This is a genomic window from Affinundibacterium danionis, from assembly GCF_042432465.1.
Taxonomy (GTDB): domain Bacteria; phylum Pseudomonadota; class Gammaproteobacteria; order Burkholderiales; family Burkholderiaceae_D; genus Undibacterium; species Undibacterium danionis.
Genome location: NZ_JBHLXJ010000008.1, coordinates 75,598 through 90,735 on the forward strand (window position 1 = coordinate 75,598; position 15,138 = coordinate 90,735).

General features: G+C 46.7%; 14 protein-coding genes. All 14 read right to left on the minus strand.

Annotation, left to right across the window (positions count from 1 at the left end):
• Window positions 1-2 precede the first annotated feature (2 nt).
• The 14 genes from ACFFJH_RS07675 to ACFFJH_RS07740 all read right to left on the minus strand — a co-directional run bounded on the left by ACFFJH_RS07675 (window position 3) and on the right by ACFFJH_RS07740 (window position 15,138).
• Window positions 3-1,142, minus strand: a complete 1,140-nt coding sequence (locus tag ACFFJH_RS07675; protein ID WP_390211434.1) for a hypothetical protein — start codon at window positions 1,140-1,142, stop codon at window positions 3-5.
• A gap of 57 nt (window positions 1,143-1,199) precedes the next feature.
• Window positions 1,200-4,739 carry a hypothetical protein gene (locus tag ACFFJH_RS07680; protein WP_390211435.1) on the minus strand — a complete coding sequence of 1,180 codons (3,540 nt, stop codon included), beginning with the start codon at window positions 4,737-4,739 and terminating at the stop codon, window positions 1,200-1,202.
• A gap of 3 nt (window positions 4,740-4,742) precedes the next feature.
• Complete coding sequence (locus tag ACFFJH_RS07685) at window positions 4,743-5,144, minus strand: hypothetical protein (protein WP_390211436.1); 402 nt, start codon at window positions 5,142-5,144, stop codon at window positions 4,743-4,745.
• On the minus strand, window positions 5,141-8,896 hold the full coding sequence (locus ACFFJH_RS07690) for a tape measure protein (RefSeq protein WP_390211438.1): 3,756 nt from the start codon (window positions 8,894-8,896) through the stop codon (window positions 5,141-5,143). The genes ACFFJH_RS07685 and ACFFJH_RS07690 overlap by 4 nt, the downstream gene beginning before the upstream one ends.
• Window positions 8,897-9,078: 182 nt before the next feature.
• The gene (locus ACFFJH_RS07695) at window positions 9,079-9,528 is read right to left on the minus strand and encodes a hypothetical protein (RefSeq protein WP_390211440.1); all 450 of its coding nucleotides are present in this window, start codon (window positions 9,526-9,528) and stop codon (window positions 9,079-9,081) included.
• A 116-nt stretch (window positions 9,529-9,644) separates the two neighbouring features.
• Window positions 9,645-10,397, minus strand: coding sequence for a phage tail tube protein (locus tag ACFFJH_RS07700; protein ID WP_390211442.1), 753 nt, complete (start codon window positions 10,395-10,397; stop codon window positions 9,645-9,647).
• Window positions 10,398-10,431: 34 nt separating this feature from the next.
• Complete coding sequence (locus tag ACFFJH_RS07705) at window positions 10,432-10,608, minus strand: DUF7210 family protein (RefSeq protein ID WP_390211443.1); 177 nt, start codon at window positions 10,606-10,608, stop codon at window positions 10,432-10,434.
• Between the two features lie 8 nt (window positions 10,609-10,616).
• Window positions 10,617-11,075 (minus strand): phage tail terminator protein, encoded by a 459-nt coding sequence (locus tag ACFFJH_RS07710; RefSeq protein ID WP_390211444.1) that lies wholly within the window; start codon window positions 11,073-11,075, stop codon window positions 10,617-10,619.
• Complete coding sequence (locus tag ACFFJH_RS07715; protein WP_390211445.1) at window positions 11,075-11,491, minus strand: gp436 family protein; 417 nt, start codon at window positions 11,489-11,491, stop codon at window positions 11,075-11,077. Before ACFFJH_RS07715 ends, ACFFJH_RS07710 begins: the two co-directional genes overlap by 1 nt.
• A 2-nt stretch (window positions 11,492-11,493) precedes the next feature.
• Window positions 11,494-11,745 carry a hypothetical protein gene (locus tag ACFFJH_RS07720; RefSeq protein ID WP_390211447.1) on the minus strand — a complete coding sequence of 84 codons (252 nt, stop codon included), beginning with the start codon at window positions 11,743-11,745 and terminating at the stop codon, window positions 11,494-11,496.
• Window positions 11,746-11,836: 91 nt separating this feature from the next.
• Window positions 11,837-12,730, minus strand: coding sequence for a Mu-like prophage major head subunit gpT family protein (locus tag ACFFJH_RS07725; protein WP_390211448.1), 894 nt, complete (start codon window positions 12,728-12,730; stop codon window positions 11,837-11,839).
• 64 nt (window positions 12,731-12,794) lie between these two features.
• On the minus strand, window positions 12,795-13,214 hold the full coding sequence (locus tag ACFFJH_RS07730) for a hypothetical protein (protein ID WP_390211450.1): 420 nt from the start codon (window positions 13,212-13,214) through the stop codon (window positions 12,795-12,797).
• Between the two features lie 62 nt (window positions 13,215-13,276).
• Window positions 13,277-14,383, minus strand: coding sequence for a phage protease (locus ACFFJH_RS07735; protein ID WP_390211452.1), 1,107 nt, complete (start codon window positions 14,381-14,383; stop codon window positions 13,277-13,279).
• A gap of 218 nt (window positions 14,384-14,601) precedes the next feature.
• Window positions 14,602-15,138 carry a phage virion morphogenesis protein gene (locus tag ACFFJH_RS07740; RefSeq protein WP_390211453.1) on the minus strand — a complete coding sequence of 179 codons (537 nt, stop codon included), beginning with the start codon at window positions 15,136-15,138 and terminating at the stop codon, window positions 14,602-14,604.

Genomic DNA, 15,138 nt, shown 5'->3' on the forward strand with positions numbered 1-15,138 from the left:
CACTACGCCCACGGACCCGTTACGTCTATTACATATAAGCCGGTTGAGGTCATTTGTTGACCTATAGTGAAGGTCTTAAATCTACGATTTGGTAGGCCAGCTATGGCTGTAATCATATCCCCATTCGCAAATGATCCCAAAGGTACACGCTGAGGAACCCCAAGCAACCCTCTCATAGTGCCGCGCAGAGCATAACTAGATGATGATTCACTGATATAAATTGGCGCTGTAAATAAACCGCCGTCAACAGGATTAGGGTAGCTAAAACCTGATGTTGTGCCGTCCCCTGAATAAAAACCAGTTGACCCCGTTACCGTTGGGCAGGACTTGACAATAGGTATAGCTGACCCCAATGTGCTGTAGGATCTAGCCATATAAATACCTGTAGAACTCGTAGCAGAAAAGTTCAGTAAGTGATCGCTTGAAGCATAGCTACTCGATATATCTGAAGTCATACCATGAATCGTGCAGTGGTAAGCATCGCCAGCTTTGAATGTACCGATATCCCCGAAGAAGCAAATTTCGTAAGACGTTGGGTAGTTCGCTGAGGCTGCTGCTCTGAGTGTGTAAAAACTCTTGGTGTCGCCAATAAAAAACCAAGGACGCGCCACGGTGTCTGCTGACTGGCTCTTTGACCACCATAACCCTGTCGCCATCTGTACAGTAGTTGGAAAAGCGCCTGACCCCGTATTAATATCGGTCATGGTTTCGTACCCTACCACCTTAGCAAAACGTGGATTAGTGTCGTCAACGCGCAAGTAGCTACCAGTAGCGGTTAAGTCTGGTGACTTGTACGCAGCCAAATTGGTACCCGAAAACGCCTTTGTCCAACCCGCCGCCGCGATCTTAAAAGTGATTGCGCCAGTCGCTGTCTGGTTCGTTACCGATGTTGCAAAGCTGACGGTATTTCCGGTCACAGCCGTGACGCGCTGCTCACCATTTAGATCTGATGGACTTGCATTCGCTACTAAAATAACAGAGTCCACCACCGCCGAGTGCCCTGTGGATACACTGATCGTGGCCACGCCTCCCGATACAACTAAGCTATCTGCGGACTTGAGTCCAAAACCATTTACCAAAACTGCATCGAGCAATGCAATCAATGACCCCGCTACCCCATTTAGAACAGGGGAGTTCGCCATAAGTGAGCTAAAGAATTTAACGCTTGTGTCAACTGGTGATGTCATTGCATTTCCTTATTATGGGCGATCAATGTCGCCGCGAATTAAAACAGTGAAAGAATCGTTTTGCGATGTCGCTGGACCTTGCTGAATGGTTCTACTTATCCAAACGGGGAACAGTGCTCCTACAGTGTTAAATCGAAGAATATTGCCTGCCGCCCAGCCAGAACCCCAGCCCAATGCAGGTATGGAGAAATAAGGATCACCCGAAGCAGGATTGAGCGGTACGCAATCAGTCGCAGTATTACCAATCGCGATTACACCGACATGTTCCCCGATTACTTGAAAAGCCGTAGTGCTAGTAAATTGAACTACCCAACGTTCTGTTATCGCACCAGTATTACTAACAACGATTGGATATAAAGCATCGTTAAAAGTTGGCGTTGCAGGCGATCCATTGACAGCATCTGACCAAGCATTTCCCGTCCACGTCGCTTGATCAAAATTGATTGGGACGCGAGCTTTCATATCACCGATAATTAAAGCAGAGCTGATATAAGAGCCAATCGGAAAATCATGTGTGAGCTGTTGAGTAAGACGCAGGCTGCCATTGATCTGTGCATCCGCTAGCAAACTCATATCTTCGATACGGTGCTCAACGCGCACAGGCTGGCTATAACCACTCACATCAGTAAAAGTAACCGTTCCAGCATCAAGGTCAGCCGTATAACCGGATGTGATTAAAGCGCCGTTAGCACCATACACACGCATGCGGGATAGCCTTGTTCTACCAACACTAATTACATCACTGTTGGACACCGACTGCGCGGTTGTCTTCGTCGTGTGATGTATGACGCACATATCGCCAGTGCGTAAAATTGGCACCCTACCATCACTCGGTAACCGGACAGGATCAATACCTAAAACGCTTGCGTCGAGTGGTAGTGTTGATGTAACTACGGTGTTGTACTGTATGGTCTCAGGATTAACGAGTAATGGTTTGAAGATTTGACCACCGACGACACTTGCAGCGTCATACCACCACGCCGCCTCATTGCCTGCAGCAGCGACCATCTTCCCGAAACGTACAGTTACTGCGCCTGTTCCATTTTTAACCTTTCCGCTAACAAATGCACCTGTGATGTCGCCATCGGCATTAGAAGTAGCAGTAACCAATGTGCCGTCTATTGCAGTTGCCTGCAGATAGAAACTACCTGGACGTATTGGTGCTCCAGTTGTTCTAAAACTCGCCTTGCAGACACCGCGGCCATCCACGAACGTTAAACAGGATTTGATTGAAAGTGTCGTGTCTACATCCCATTTGGTAACAGATACTTCTCCCGATGTGTGATCAACTGTGCCAGATAACACCCCAGATCCAGTTGATAGGTCAATCGAGCTGAAAAGCTGTCCTGCCCGATCAATATAGCGCGATGCCCCTAGAGTGAAGACCAAACTACCCAATACAATCTTTTCATTCTCAGAAATCTTGAATTTCAAAGGCGGGTTAAACATTTCGGATTCAGTCGTCACAGTGGCCATCGAGGCGACAGTCTGAAACTTCACCAATACGGCACTATGTATGTTGATGTCGCATTGCACGGCAGTTGGTATAACCGATATTAAATCGCCGTCAGGCTCCAAATCACGAACGTATAAAGTCTCTAAACCACGCGGTTGAAATTGGATAACGCCTGTCGTGTAGTTGATCGTACCTATGATCGCGTTGTCACGCGACTTCATGACATTACCAGAGCCGTCATCGATCAAAGTTACAAAACGGTTTTCGCCAGTTGGCGATGCTGAGATATTTTCGACGCGGCTAACGTAGTAATCAATCGTTAGCGTTCTCGGCTTAATAGGTGACAGTGTATTCGTCAAGAGTTTTAACGAATTGTCTGGTTCTCTGTCACCACTTGGAAAGTTCTTTTCTACTGTGCCAGGTGTTCCGGCCACAGCACCCCTAGAGTAACTAACAACGATATTTGTGTTGTAGTCACGTGCACCATTAATGACAATCTCACCTGTCGAATAATTGACTTTACCCGTTAAACCACCGCCCGACAAAGCGCCGCTTCCGCTGTCTGTCAATGTTATGTTCGCTGCAGCTTTGGTTAAAGTGACTGACAATGAGGAACGATCAATATTTCCTTGTGCCACAGTCACCTTATTGTATAAGCCCGATACACTAGTGCTACGAACAAAAGTATCGACTTTCGAACCCCAAGAAAAGATAACGCGGCTACCCACGTCAGGCAAAGCACCAAGTGTTACAACAAGGGTTCCCATCGTGTAATTGACCGACCCCGATCCGTAAGCGGTTTCATCGCCTTTAAGCTGGCCGTCACCATTAACATCTCGTAATCGATACCACTTGCCTAACGCCATAAAGTCTACAAATGCCGTTCCAGGAGATGGATGAGGTTGCATACTCTTTGTATAGACAGACCCACGATTAGCGAGTGTTACTTCAATGCTGTCAGTAAATGATGATTGCTGTTGAGCTGCACCGTATGTATAAGCGATAGCATGCGATCCGATTGTCCATGCACCAGCCACAGTTAGATCCGGTGTGATGCTCCCAGTTAAATAATCAACAGCGCCCAAGACCTTTCCTGCCGCATTAACGATATTCCCAGCACCATCGTCCGTCTTTGGATTGTATGTACTGGTTCCGCCAACAGCGGTAAGCGTTAAAGATCTCGGCGCGATACCCCCACCAAAGTACATGGGAGCATTGTTTAACCAATCTGCCGAAGGGCGACTAACCGTCGTACCTGATGCAACAGTGATTGTCGCGCCCTGGATCGTCGCTGACACAACAGGAGTCTCGATAGTCGAACTTGGCACCAGTGACGTGTAAAGCGAATCCACTTTAACGTCAAGCGAACCAAGCAACGACGCCTGCGTTAAAGCCTGTGCACCATAATAACGAGCCAAATCAACTACAGAGGTCTTGCGAATACGCGCACTATTTGGATATAGGGCAGAATTGAATATACGCTGTGGCTCTTCACCTGGGAATGTATAACGCAGAGGGTCACTAGTCGTAATTAAAATTACGCGTCGATCAAACGTACCCTGTCCATCTTCAAAAGTTTGGACGCTGGATGTTATCTCCTGAATTCGAAAATATTGCTGTTTAATGACACCTGTTTCCGTAACCAGTGCAAATACCTGACCCACTTCAGGCATTGCATGTTCTACACGCTGATAAGCTAAAACTGCACGTTGACCAATTACTTGCTGGCCATACGGTATCATATTGTCGAGTGGCCCGGCGACGACATACGATTCAAGCTGTAATTTGGCATCACTACGCTTATCAAAACCATCGCGAGTGGTAAAGAGTGTACAAGTCACTTTTGGATCATCTGGCGGGTCTGAGATAATCATGTTCGCCCCATAGTAGCTCTCGACCGATGGGACATTAACTTTAGGAAAAACTTTGCGCAAGTTGACACGACCATAGGCGCGATCAAGCTCTGAAATGTCTGGAAAGATGCCATTGCTTGCACCGTCCACTATTTCAACACCAGTGGCACGGCCACCGCCTTCATCCACGTCGTCCATCACTTGCGATTTCAGTAACTTGATGTCACCTTCTAAGATTGCCATTGATCAAATCTCCATTAATTTCAAAGTAAAGCGCCACCAGCTATCTGGATCTGAGGAAGCAATGCCCGTCACTGGCTCAGATTCAATTACAGGTGATTCTTGATGACGAAACACAACGACGAACATACGGCCATCATCTAACGTCAATTGCATTTGCAAGTCGGGCACTGAAGCCCAGGCTAACAATTGATCAAGTATGTCTCTGGTATGCCAAGCCATTTCTGGCTCAGGATGTTGCAAGGTGATAAAGCGCCCAGCTTGCTTGACAGCCGATTCAATGATCAGCGCACCAGCTATGCTGTACTGAGCGTTAGATACGACTTTCGACCAGCTATGCTCATCGATCCAACGCAAATCATGCGATAGACTGAGGCTAGTATTGGTCACCAAATTTTTAAGAATCAATTCGATACTCCTTTGGCTTTCTTCAGCATGTTTAATAAAGCCTGTTCATTTGCTGCATCTACCGTGACAGGGATACTTTTACCGCTTCCATCAGTAAAATTAACCTGGATTGTTTTGGATGGCGCACTACTAGTGTTCGGTGCTGACATAGAACTGGAACTACTTGGCAGTTGATTTAATAGAGATTGGGATGACACTTTTCCCATTTGATTAAAGTCAAATGCAAAACCACCGCTTCCACCAGCATTGGCACCGACACCCTTCAAACCATTTGTGGCGCCATTAGCATTGGCTTTGATGTCCGCTTTGACTTTTTCTATCTCCGCGTTCACATCAACATACATTTGCTTATTGACCAAACGTTCTGCGGTAACCCGCGCACCACCATAGCTAAGCCCTGCGTCTTGAAATTTGCGCGTTAAAGAATCGACCGTCTCCGCTATAAATTCGTTTTCCTCTTTCTTCGAATTCGGCGTTTGTCGATTGTTCGTGTTGTTAGTGTTAGGGTCTGGCGGGGCTTTTACATTCTTAGATGCATCAGCTAGGTCATTCATTGACTTTGCCGCTTTGTCCGTAGCCTTCGACGCATCATTCATGTTGTCTTTGATTCGCCGAGTCTCTTCCTCAGCGGCCTTGGCTTGGTCAACCAAGAATTCTTGCTGAATACCTTGCTCTTCTAGTTTTAGCACCGCTTCTTCTTGCTTATTGACAGCTCTAGTGGCCACCTCAAGTTGTTGCTGAGCAGCAGCCGTGTTTTCTTGTGCCTGGCGGGCTTTCTGCACATACAGTTCGTCACCACGATGCAGCTCAATGTCAATCTCTGCATTCAATTGACGCTGTTGAGCGATCAATACGTTTTTAGCCGCGACTGCTTGTTCAAACTGCAGCTTTGCTTCAATGGATTTCGCTTTAGATATTTCCAGATTGGTTCTGGCCAGATCTAATTCCAAACGAGCGACTTCTGTGCCTTCCCTCAAGTAAGTGTTTTGTTTTTCTGTGACATCAAGTTTGGCTCGCCTTACTTCTATTTCAGCCTTCACCATGTCCAAATGTGCCTTGGCCACATTGACTTCAGACGTTGATAGTGCTGTCATCTGTTTTGATAGGCGCACGAAGTCATCTGCTGCTTCTTTTGCAGCGTCACTAACTTTCCCTAATGCTTGAACTACAAAGCCTGCAGCTACAGTACCTTTCTCGCCTGTTTGATCCAACATGGTTTGCAGGTTGATCAGTCCTTTGTAATCCAGCGAATTGATCTCTTTTTCCAAAGCATCATGTATTTGCTTGGCTGATGCCTCACCTTTCTTACCAATAGAATCCAACGCTTCCATCAACGCTTTAACGCTTGATAAGCTGTTTGGATTGAAGCTTTCGAACATCTTCTTCAATGCTGCAGAGACATCAGGGCTTTTCTTGATCATCTCCTCAAACATGACAATCAATTTTGCCGCTTCAGGGGTCAATTTATCGCTAACGGCCAAAGCTGCAACTTTACTAGCTGTCGATAACTCATCAATAGCCATACGTGTTTCAGCAGCCTTTGCACCCCATTTGGCTGCTTCGGCAGCAGCGGCCTTTGAAGCGTTGGCATGACCTTCTATTTCCTGTTTGCTTTTTCCAAGGGATGCTGCTTCCTGTGCTCGCAGCGCTTCCAAGTCCCGCATATTGGCTGCTAGGACGTACTCTTGAAATTCCAGTTGTTTTTTTGCTTCCAGCTGTTCTTTGTAAGCCGCTAATTGAGCAGGGCTGAGCGCCAACACTTGCTGAGCGGTCTTCACTTGCACATCCGAGTATTGTTGATGTGAAGTGATACTGGCGCGTAACACTGCATTTTGTTCCTGCAAGTCAGTCACGCGCTGTTTCTCAGCATCGGATAACTTACGAGTTGCTATTGCATGCTCTACGACAGCATTAGCAACGGCTTTCGTCGTCTCATAAAAGACCACTAGCGCCGCTATATAGGGCGCTATACTTAATAATGCTGAGGCCACACCTCTGATAGCCGCCGCAAGCCCCGCGAATGGTACAACGGCACCTGAAGTGACTGTGGTCATCTTAATGACACTTGTAGCTATTTTTTCAAACAGATAGCTACCTACCGCCACTTCAGCAATGACTGATAATTCATGAGACATCTTAGCTGCTGCTACAGCTAGTTCACCGATTACCCGTCCTAACGATTTCAAGCTTTCTTGTACGGCTGGATCAGATAATTGCCCTCTTAAGATATTCGCCGCTTCAGCCAACCCTTGATTTAAACCTGATTGACCGACTGCTGCAGCAGTTTCAAAGATGGTGTTACTTAAACGTGCAAATTCAGCACGAGCGCTTCCGACTGCGCCAGGCAATCCATCGTTAAATGTTTTCTTTAACTCGGCTGCAAACTTAGGTAAGAAGACATCAGTCGCGATAGATCCCGTCTCGAGCATTTTTCCTAACTCAGCGGTACTGACACCCATTGCACGAGCCGCAATTTGAAACGCCCCTGGCAACCGCTCGCCAAGTTGACCGCGCAGCTCTTCCGCTGACACAGTGCCTTTTGAAACCATCTGACTTACAGCTAACAACGCCCCAGATGTGTTCTCTGCCGATAACCCCAAAACCGCTGAAGCTTCTGCGACTGCAGTAAAGATCCTGCGCGTCGGTTCACCAGCTAGTGTGGTGCCTTTCGTTGCCGCTGTTAGAGAGGTATAGTCCTGCGCTGTCTTTTGTAGTGACAATCCGAGGCGATCAGACTCTGCACGAACAAATGCATATTCTTTGGCCGCGCCTTCAGCAGAACCGATAGTCGCCTGCATCGCATTGCGCATGCGATCCAATTCCATCGCTGCTTCACTTGCATTTTTGGTAGAAGTAATCGCAGCGGTAACCGAAACTAAGCCAGCAAGTAAACTGTGTGTTGAGCTAGTTAAACCAGACATGCCCCGTTCCGCGTCTTTGGTAGCAGGTGCTACTCCGCGCATCTCTTGATTTAACTCAGTAATCTTCTTAGTCGTCGCACCCAGCGCGGCAGACTGCTCACCTGCAGACAACTGACCACTGGTAGCCAAGACGTTATAGGCCGTCCTAACTTTAGCTATTTCTGCGCGAATCTCTGCAAATGAACGCGTACCCAGCGTGCTATATGCCGCATCCATTTTTTGCGCGGACGATACAGCAACATTGCCCGTCTCTGTTGCAGTAGTAGCGGTAGATCGAATTTCCGCATTTAACGCTGCAATACGTTTCGTTAGGGCTGCATTGGCGGTGGATTGCTCCTCTGCAGATAATTGACCACTATTAGCTAAGTGCTCATAAGACGCTTTGACTTTATCAATTTCTGCTTGAATTTTCGAGAATGAACGTATCCCCAGATTGCTATACGCCGCTTCTGTTTTATTCGCAGCAGCAATCGCTGCAGCTTCAGCCTCAGCAGCGGCAGCAGCACTAGCCTGCAGTGCTTCGTTCAATTCGTCGATATGCTTAACCGTCGAGGATGCCGCAGTAGACTGCTCTGCAGCAGAAGTCTTACCACTGGTAGCCAAAGCCTCGTAGGCATTCTTTGCCTTGACGATTTCAGCTTGTATTTCAGCGAAAGAGCGCTCACCTAATCCGTCATACGCCGCCTCAGTGCGTTTTGCGGCAGAAACTGCTGTCGAACTTGCCTCCGTCGCGGATGTGCCAATCGACAGCAGCTCTTTGGTCAATGTAGACACATTGGCCAAGCCTTCTACTATTGCTCTAATTTTCAGTTCGAGCGCGAGACTATTCACTTAACACTCCAAGCTTTTCAGCATTTTTTTAACACCATCTTCGTCGCCTCGCGTGGCTACAAAGGTAAGCACGAACAACTCTTCTTGCTTCTGTTTACGCCGTCGTTCAGCACTCTTTGTAAATGCCAAGAATTGCGACCAGGTGTAATCCAATATGCTTTGAAGACTATGACCAGACTCAATTAAGAGTTGGAATTGTTCTGCCCAAGGGCTTCGGCTCGTTGAGTCAATTCGGCGGCTATTTTTTTGAACATGCCTGTCAACAACGGCAGGACTTGCTGGACAAAAAAATCTGCATTCACCTCCAGCAATTGAGTTAAAAGCTCCACCCCTTCGTCGAGTTCTAATTCATCGACAAAGACACGCGGTTGATTCGCCAATACAGCGGTCAACGTTAAACACTCGTCTGCATGCAACATAAACAGCGATGTGATATCTAATTTGTCCTTCAACGTGAGCATCTCTTTTAATGGAGCGATGGCTGCTAAGACAGCAGGAAGGCGTCCCATCTTAAAGCGTGCGATAGTGACATCGACACCGTTAAATTTTCTCGTTTTGATAGTTGGAATTATTTGACTTAGGTCGTCGTTAGAAACGGAATCTGATGCTGTAGCGGGTGTTGTATTTGACATGTCAATCTCCATTGGTCTGAATAAATAGTGCTAGACCCAAGTATGAAGATCGAATAAAAAAAGCCCCAGTAGAGGGGCTTCAGAGGGATGCCGCTATCGCGGTTAGTTAATCGGTTTTATGGCGCACCTTGCAAAATCCGGCCAAACTGTCCCAGGTCAGAATTTGCAGGTTTTGTCGTATCGATCAACACGTCAGCAGAGATATTCATATCCGACAATTTATCGGTAATCAAAGAAAGATCTTTTAACGGTTTGGCTGTGACCCGATACAGTTCAACGATGATTGGCTTACCTTCTTCAGCCAAGTTAATGCCTTCATATCGTAAGAAGGTCTCTTTTTGACCTTCCGCAAAGATAGCCACGGTTTCTAGTGCGGCGTATGAGTAAGCAACCTTTAACGGTTGCGTAACACCCGTCAAATCATTCAATACAATAGCACCATATTCTGCGTTGACTTGATACTTAGCCGGATCTAGTGTGACAGGTGTACCCGTCGAATCGGTAATGGCAACGGCAGATACTTTTGGATACTTCAAAGCGACGCGATCACCAGCGACAAGACCCGCAGGTAGCACCTCATTGGTAATACTACCGTTTGTGACCTGAGCAAGTTTGCCTTGCGTAGCCATGGCCAAATTCTCGCCCGACATTTCCATCAACGTTAAATCAATGGATGCCTCTTTGCCCGTAGTAATCACTTTCGCTGTCGCACGCTGACCAGAGAATGATTCTTTATGATTCACCTCAGAAGTCTTTAAAGCGATTTTTGCACTTGAGACGTCGCGCAACCAGCGCAATGCCTTAGGTTTGCCATTCGCATCTCGCGCCGCGACATAAATACTTCCTTGCCCTAATAAATAATTAGACATTATGTACTCCTACAATTTATATAAAAGATTTCGCTCACTTACTTTTTTTAGTAGGTGACCCCTCGGCAATTGAAGAGTCTGACCGCTCACCAATGCCGTTTTTCGACAACCAGTCCGCAGTCGGCTCATCGACTTCAATTTCATCGCCTTGGCCATAACTCTTTCCTGCGTCAGTATGTGGTTTGAGCAATGCAACTTTGATTTTTTTCATGATATTTCCTAAGTAGAACCCTTAAGTACCAGAGTTGTTTTAAAAGCATAGGGGTAATACGCGAATCCATTGTCATAACCGACCTTGGGAGCGCGAATTCTACGTAATGGCCTAAATGCACCTTTGGGCTGCCATCCGCTAAGCGTCCGAAGCAGCTTAGTAATAAGTGGACCTGCCTTTTTTCGATTACCTTTACCAGAGGCGACGGTTCCAGCAAATTTAACGACCAAGACCACCATCCATTGCTGCGTCACGACTTGCGCTGCACCATTGCCGCCTTGGGAACTACTATCGTCACCGACTTCATCGCCAAGATAAACAACGTGTACAGCAGGCTCAATCTGTCGCGCCCCTTGCACACTTGCCAGATCCATGGCCGTCATTACCGCCTTGATATCCGGCAATTCCGATTTAATGCGTTCAACCAGAAGATCCTCAAGCATCAAGTAATCATCATCTTCTTTCATTACCAGCGCCCCCGATCACCAAAATCATTTCGACCAGGTGCAATCTGCACAAGGTCAACTCTCGCTGTTTGAGATCCTGCCTGATCCAATCCTAAGGATGCTTGTCCTCGTGATATTGCTTTCAGTTTGATCAGTTGATCACGATGACGCCGCGCTATTGGATGGTCTTCGCCAATATCGCCTGACAAAATATAACGGGTGATATCGCATGCCATCCTCGTTAAAACCTCAGGCACGGCGGGAAGCGGCAGCTTATAACTACCTGCAAGCCAGATGTCTATTTCAGCCTGTGCCGCTCTGATTGCCTTGTCCAAGGTATCGTCGTTAATACTACTTGCATGTTCACGATCAGTGAGTTGAATCAATTCTTCTGCACCAAACGCGGCAATCAAATCGGAGCGGCTGCAATACATCATCGTTACTTCTTCTTGGGTGTAGTCGTTGTGGTGGTCTTTGGCGCTGGAGTTTTGTTATCTTCAACGCCTTCAGCTTCGTCAGCCTCAACTTCGACCTCATAAGCCACCAGCCCTGGATCGTTGCAAATTGCGGAAATTTGCTCTTTCTTCAGATCTGCCAACGGAATGTCTTTTGGCTCAGCAGAAAACTGATACCCAGCCCGTCGAAATGAACTTGCGCGACTCACAACGCGCAACACTTTAATTTTAGCCATGCCATGCTCCTATTTGAATTTGAAATTTCCCAATCTACTTCTCTCTATCGGGCGAAGTAAAATCAAATCGCCCGATTACCTTTGACTAAGCCTACAAGAGCCAAGGTGTCGATAACAGTTGAGCGGTGTTTTGATAGATATTGGTTGCACCAGCATCATTCTTTTCCGCCTGCAGAATCTTCTTAGCCGCGCTTTCTTGGCTTGGGCGTACAACCAAAAGACATGGATTAATTCCCAACGGCTTACCGTTATCGCCGCGCATGCTGAGCATGGCTGTACGTGCGGCATCGTAGTTTTCTGGCGTTAATGGCTGTTTAGATGCAAACGCCAACTGCCACAACCCAAAACCCACATTACTTCGCGCATCGACACCATAGATGTACTCTTTGCGATTAAAGACGTTGTCATCAGTCTCTTTATCCATCGCAACAAAGTTATAGTCTTTGCGCACTTGGTAGATGATTGGTTTAATAAAGCGGCTCGTATCGAGCAAGAACCACGCAGGGCCAGAACCACCACCAAAATTCGATACAGAAGAGATCGTGCCGTCGTCATTCAACACGGGATGATCGGTATCGAAGAAATATTGACCATCGAAGCACAGAGAAGAGAAACCAGCTGACAACAACGAGAAGATAAGCTCGTTAGGGTGTTTCTTAGCGTCTTGCCCCAGTTGTTCGAACATGGGCTTAAATATCCCATAGGTGTCATCTTCAATTGCTTCGCGATCTACAGTGACCGTATTTTCCCAAGACTTATTTTTGATCGTGAAATCATGAGTCGTCAGATTTTGTAAAACACGTGCGCCTATCCATTCACGAAAGCGGGTTGTACTACCTAACCACGGATAGACTTCCTTTGATGTACCCGAAGGCACGGTCATGACGATTTGCTCGTAGTCGTTTTTAACTTCATTAAACGCGTTTTGAAAAATTAACTTGTAGCCCTTGAACAGATCTGCAAGATTGCTTTGATTAATAATCATGTGAACCTCATTGGTTATATATATTGATAATCGACAAAATAGAACGTGAATCTAAGGTGGATAGTTAAAACTCAACCCACACACCACCGCTATCAACGTCACGAATCTTTCCAGCGATACTTCTAGTGTTACCACCGCTGGTTTTTGCTACAGTCTGGTCATCCACCACATAGCAATCTGAATTAACATCTGCCAAGGTAATCAAATCAGCTGAGGCGGAATTTGCCATGCGAAATAGGCTTTCAGGACCACGAAAAACACGTACACGGAGGTCACCATCAGCTCCAGCACTGTTATCAAAAAATGCTTGGGCTACGCCAACCACTTTTAAAGTTGTGCTCGTTTTACCTGGAATTGCCAAGCCATTGGCAGTATCGATAGCCGCCATCGTGCCAGCAAAAATTTTAGTCGCACCCTTCATTGCGAATTCGGATACGACACCGCTACGGCGAGCCGTATTCCGATCTGTTGTTGCAGCCGCCATAATTGACTCCTAATATTAGTAATTGAAAAAACGTTTAAAACAGCGCTCTACGACTGACCCGATTAAGTGGCCACCATCGTTTTCTTGAAATCGTCTTGAGGAATACCTAATGCTTTGCAGATCGCAACTTGATCTTCGCCTAATGCATCTGCCTGGGCTTGGGATTGCTTGCCTTTTGATTGTTGCTGAGTCAACGCGGCAATCGGGGTTGTATTGGCCAAGTAGTCTTTTAACGATTGCATGTTCTCAGCCCCCAAATTGCGCGCCCATGCTTCCTGAGCTGGCAATAAACGAGCCTCTTTCAGTGCCACGGTAATAACTTCATCAACCTCACGGCCTTTGACTAATGCAGACAATGCGGCCAATTGGTCTTGGAGCGGCTTGACCGCAGCCACAGGCATAAACTTTGCCGGATCAGGATTGCCAGCGTTCAAAGAGGCATCTTTTAATGCAGCAATCTCCTGATCTTTAGCAGGCAATTGGTCTGCCTTCGCTTTTAACGCAGCAATTTCTTGATCTTTTGCTGGCAACTGATCAGCCTTCGCCTTTAAAGCTGTCACAGCGGTCAATGCATCGGACTCGCTTGTCGTCTCAGCTAAGCCGAGTGCGATTAGGAGTAATTTCAAAGTTGGATTCATAGTGTCCTCATCAGGAAAGGTTAGCGATAAGCTAGATTGAATATTTTTTAACGCAACTTCTTGCATGCCGTCTAACGCTGGTGTGTTGGTTAGGGCAACATGTAGAATCTTTTTAACCTCACCCGTCACTTTGCTATACGCAAAGACAGGACTAAGGTATCGATACTCTTTTTCTTTAATCATGGCCGCTGCTTTGGCGACCCACTCGACATCGGTTGCAAAGAGGCCTTCGCCTTCACGCCACTCCATTTGCTTAAACCAACCAGAGGCTGGTGCAGGAAGCCCATTCTTCTCCGCATTAAGCGTCTGATGTTCATAGTCGATCACCAAGCGGTTCTGCGAATTCGATGCAATACCAATGATTCCTGCTGCAATCTCACGTGTAGTGATCCATGCTGCACAATCGTCAGGGCGACCATCTTGTGCTCTAAATGAACCCGCTGGCAGAATTTGAAGCCCCTTAGACTGATCCTCAGGGATTTCAAAAAAGAGTGTTGCAGCGGCAATTTGGTGAGTAGTATTTTTTGACATGCCGCCATGATCGGCGGTAAATCTGTGGCAACGGAGGTGATGTGCTTCAGAGGGTTATGTAATCGCTTATTCGAATTAAACCGTAAGTAGCACCGAGAATATGAAACGGGATTGCCGTTTAAACTGAATTTAACGCATGTTTAACGGCATGCAAAGATCAAAGACAAGGAAACTAGCGAAGAGCACGTTAAAAATGCCTTGAGCGCCCATTTTCAATTTTAGTCTGGAATTGCATTATCAATGTAGTATCGAGCGATATCGAGAACAATATTTTCAGCGGTTTCGTCTGCTTGGCCAGCCGCATCCATAGGCATGAAAGGCCTAGCCGGAATATCGCCCCACAAATTAGGAAACTGCGCTTTTGTTCCACCGAATTGCTGCATGGCTGCGTAAGGCATTGTATTAAAAACCGTCACTGAGCTGGCATCTACCGTGTAACTAAATTGACGAGATAAGTCCTTACTTAATCCAATCAAAGGTCTTTTACTAATAGCTTGGCGCGTTCCCTTTGCTGAGATTGTTCCATCCTTTTTATAGCTACCGCTGAACTTATTTAAGTAATCGATAATTGTCGCTTCGCTGTTTGACGCCCAACGCACGCCACTTGGCGAGGAAGATGTCTCAAAGCTTTGCTTAGATACCTCCATCAGTCGCTCACCGATTTCTCGCATGATAGGCGCTGGATTACCCATCACTTCTATAAGGCGTGTCAATGCTGCTTGCGCCACATCACCGTTAAATTCTGTTTTTAACAT

Bases quoted from the DNA above. Each gene is read 5' to 3' on its own strand.
- ACFFJH_RS07675 (WP_390211434.1), bottom strand. From the start codon at position 1,142: ATGGCGAACTCCCCTGTTCTAAATGGGGTAGCGGGGTCATTGATTGCA.
- ACFFJH_RS07680 (WP_390211435.1), bottom strand. From the start codon at position 4,739: ATGGCAATCTTAGAAGGTGACATCAAGTTACTGAAATCGCAAGTGATG.
- ACFFJH_RS07695 (WP_390211440.1), bottom strand. From the start codon at position 9,528: ATGTCAAATACAACACCCGCTACAGCATCAGATTCCGTTTCTAACGAC.
- ACFFJH_RS07700 (WP_390211442.1), bottom strand. From the start codon at position 10,397: ATGTCTAATTATTTATTAGGGCAAGGAAGTATTTATGTCGCGGCGCGA.
- ACFFJH_RS07705 (WP_390211443.1), bottom strand. From the start codon at position 10,608: ATGAAAAAAATCAAAGTTGCATTGCTCAAACCACATACTGACGCAGGA.
- ACFFJH_RS07710 (WP_390211444.1), bottom strand. From the start codon at position 11,075: ATGAAAGAAGATGATGATTACTTGATGCTTGAGGATCTTCTGGTTGAA.
- ACFFJH_RS07715 (WP_390211445.1), bottom strand. From the start codon at position 11,491: ATGATGTATTGCAGCCGCTCCGATTTGATTGCCGCGTTTGGTGCAGAA.
- ACFFJH_RS07720 (WP_390211447.1), bottom strand. From the start codon at position 11,745: ATGGCTAAAATTAAAGTGTTGCGCGTTGTGAGTCGCGCAAGTTCATTT.
- ACFFJH_RS07725 (WP_390211448.1), bottom strand. From the start codon at position 12,730: ATGATTATTAATCAAAGCAATCTTGCAGATCTGTTCAAGGGCTACAAG.
- ACFFJH_RS07730 (WP_390211450.1), bottom strand. From the start codon at position 13,214: ATGGCGGCTGCAACAACAGATCGGAATACGGCTCGCCGTAGCGGTGTC.
- ACFFJH_RS07735 (WP_390211452.1), bottom strand. From the start codon at position 14,383: ATGTCAAAAAATACTACTCACCAAATTGCCGCTGCAACACTCTTTTTT.
- ACFFJH_RS07740 (WP_390211453.1), bottom strand. From the start codon at position 15,138: ATGTTAAAAACAGAATTTAACGGTGATGTGGCGCAAGCAGCATTGACA.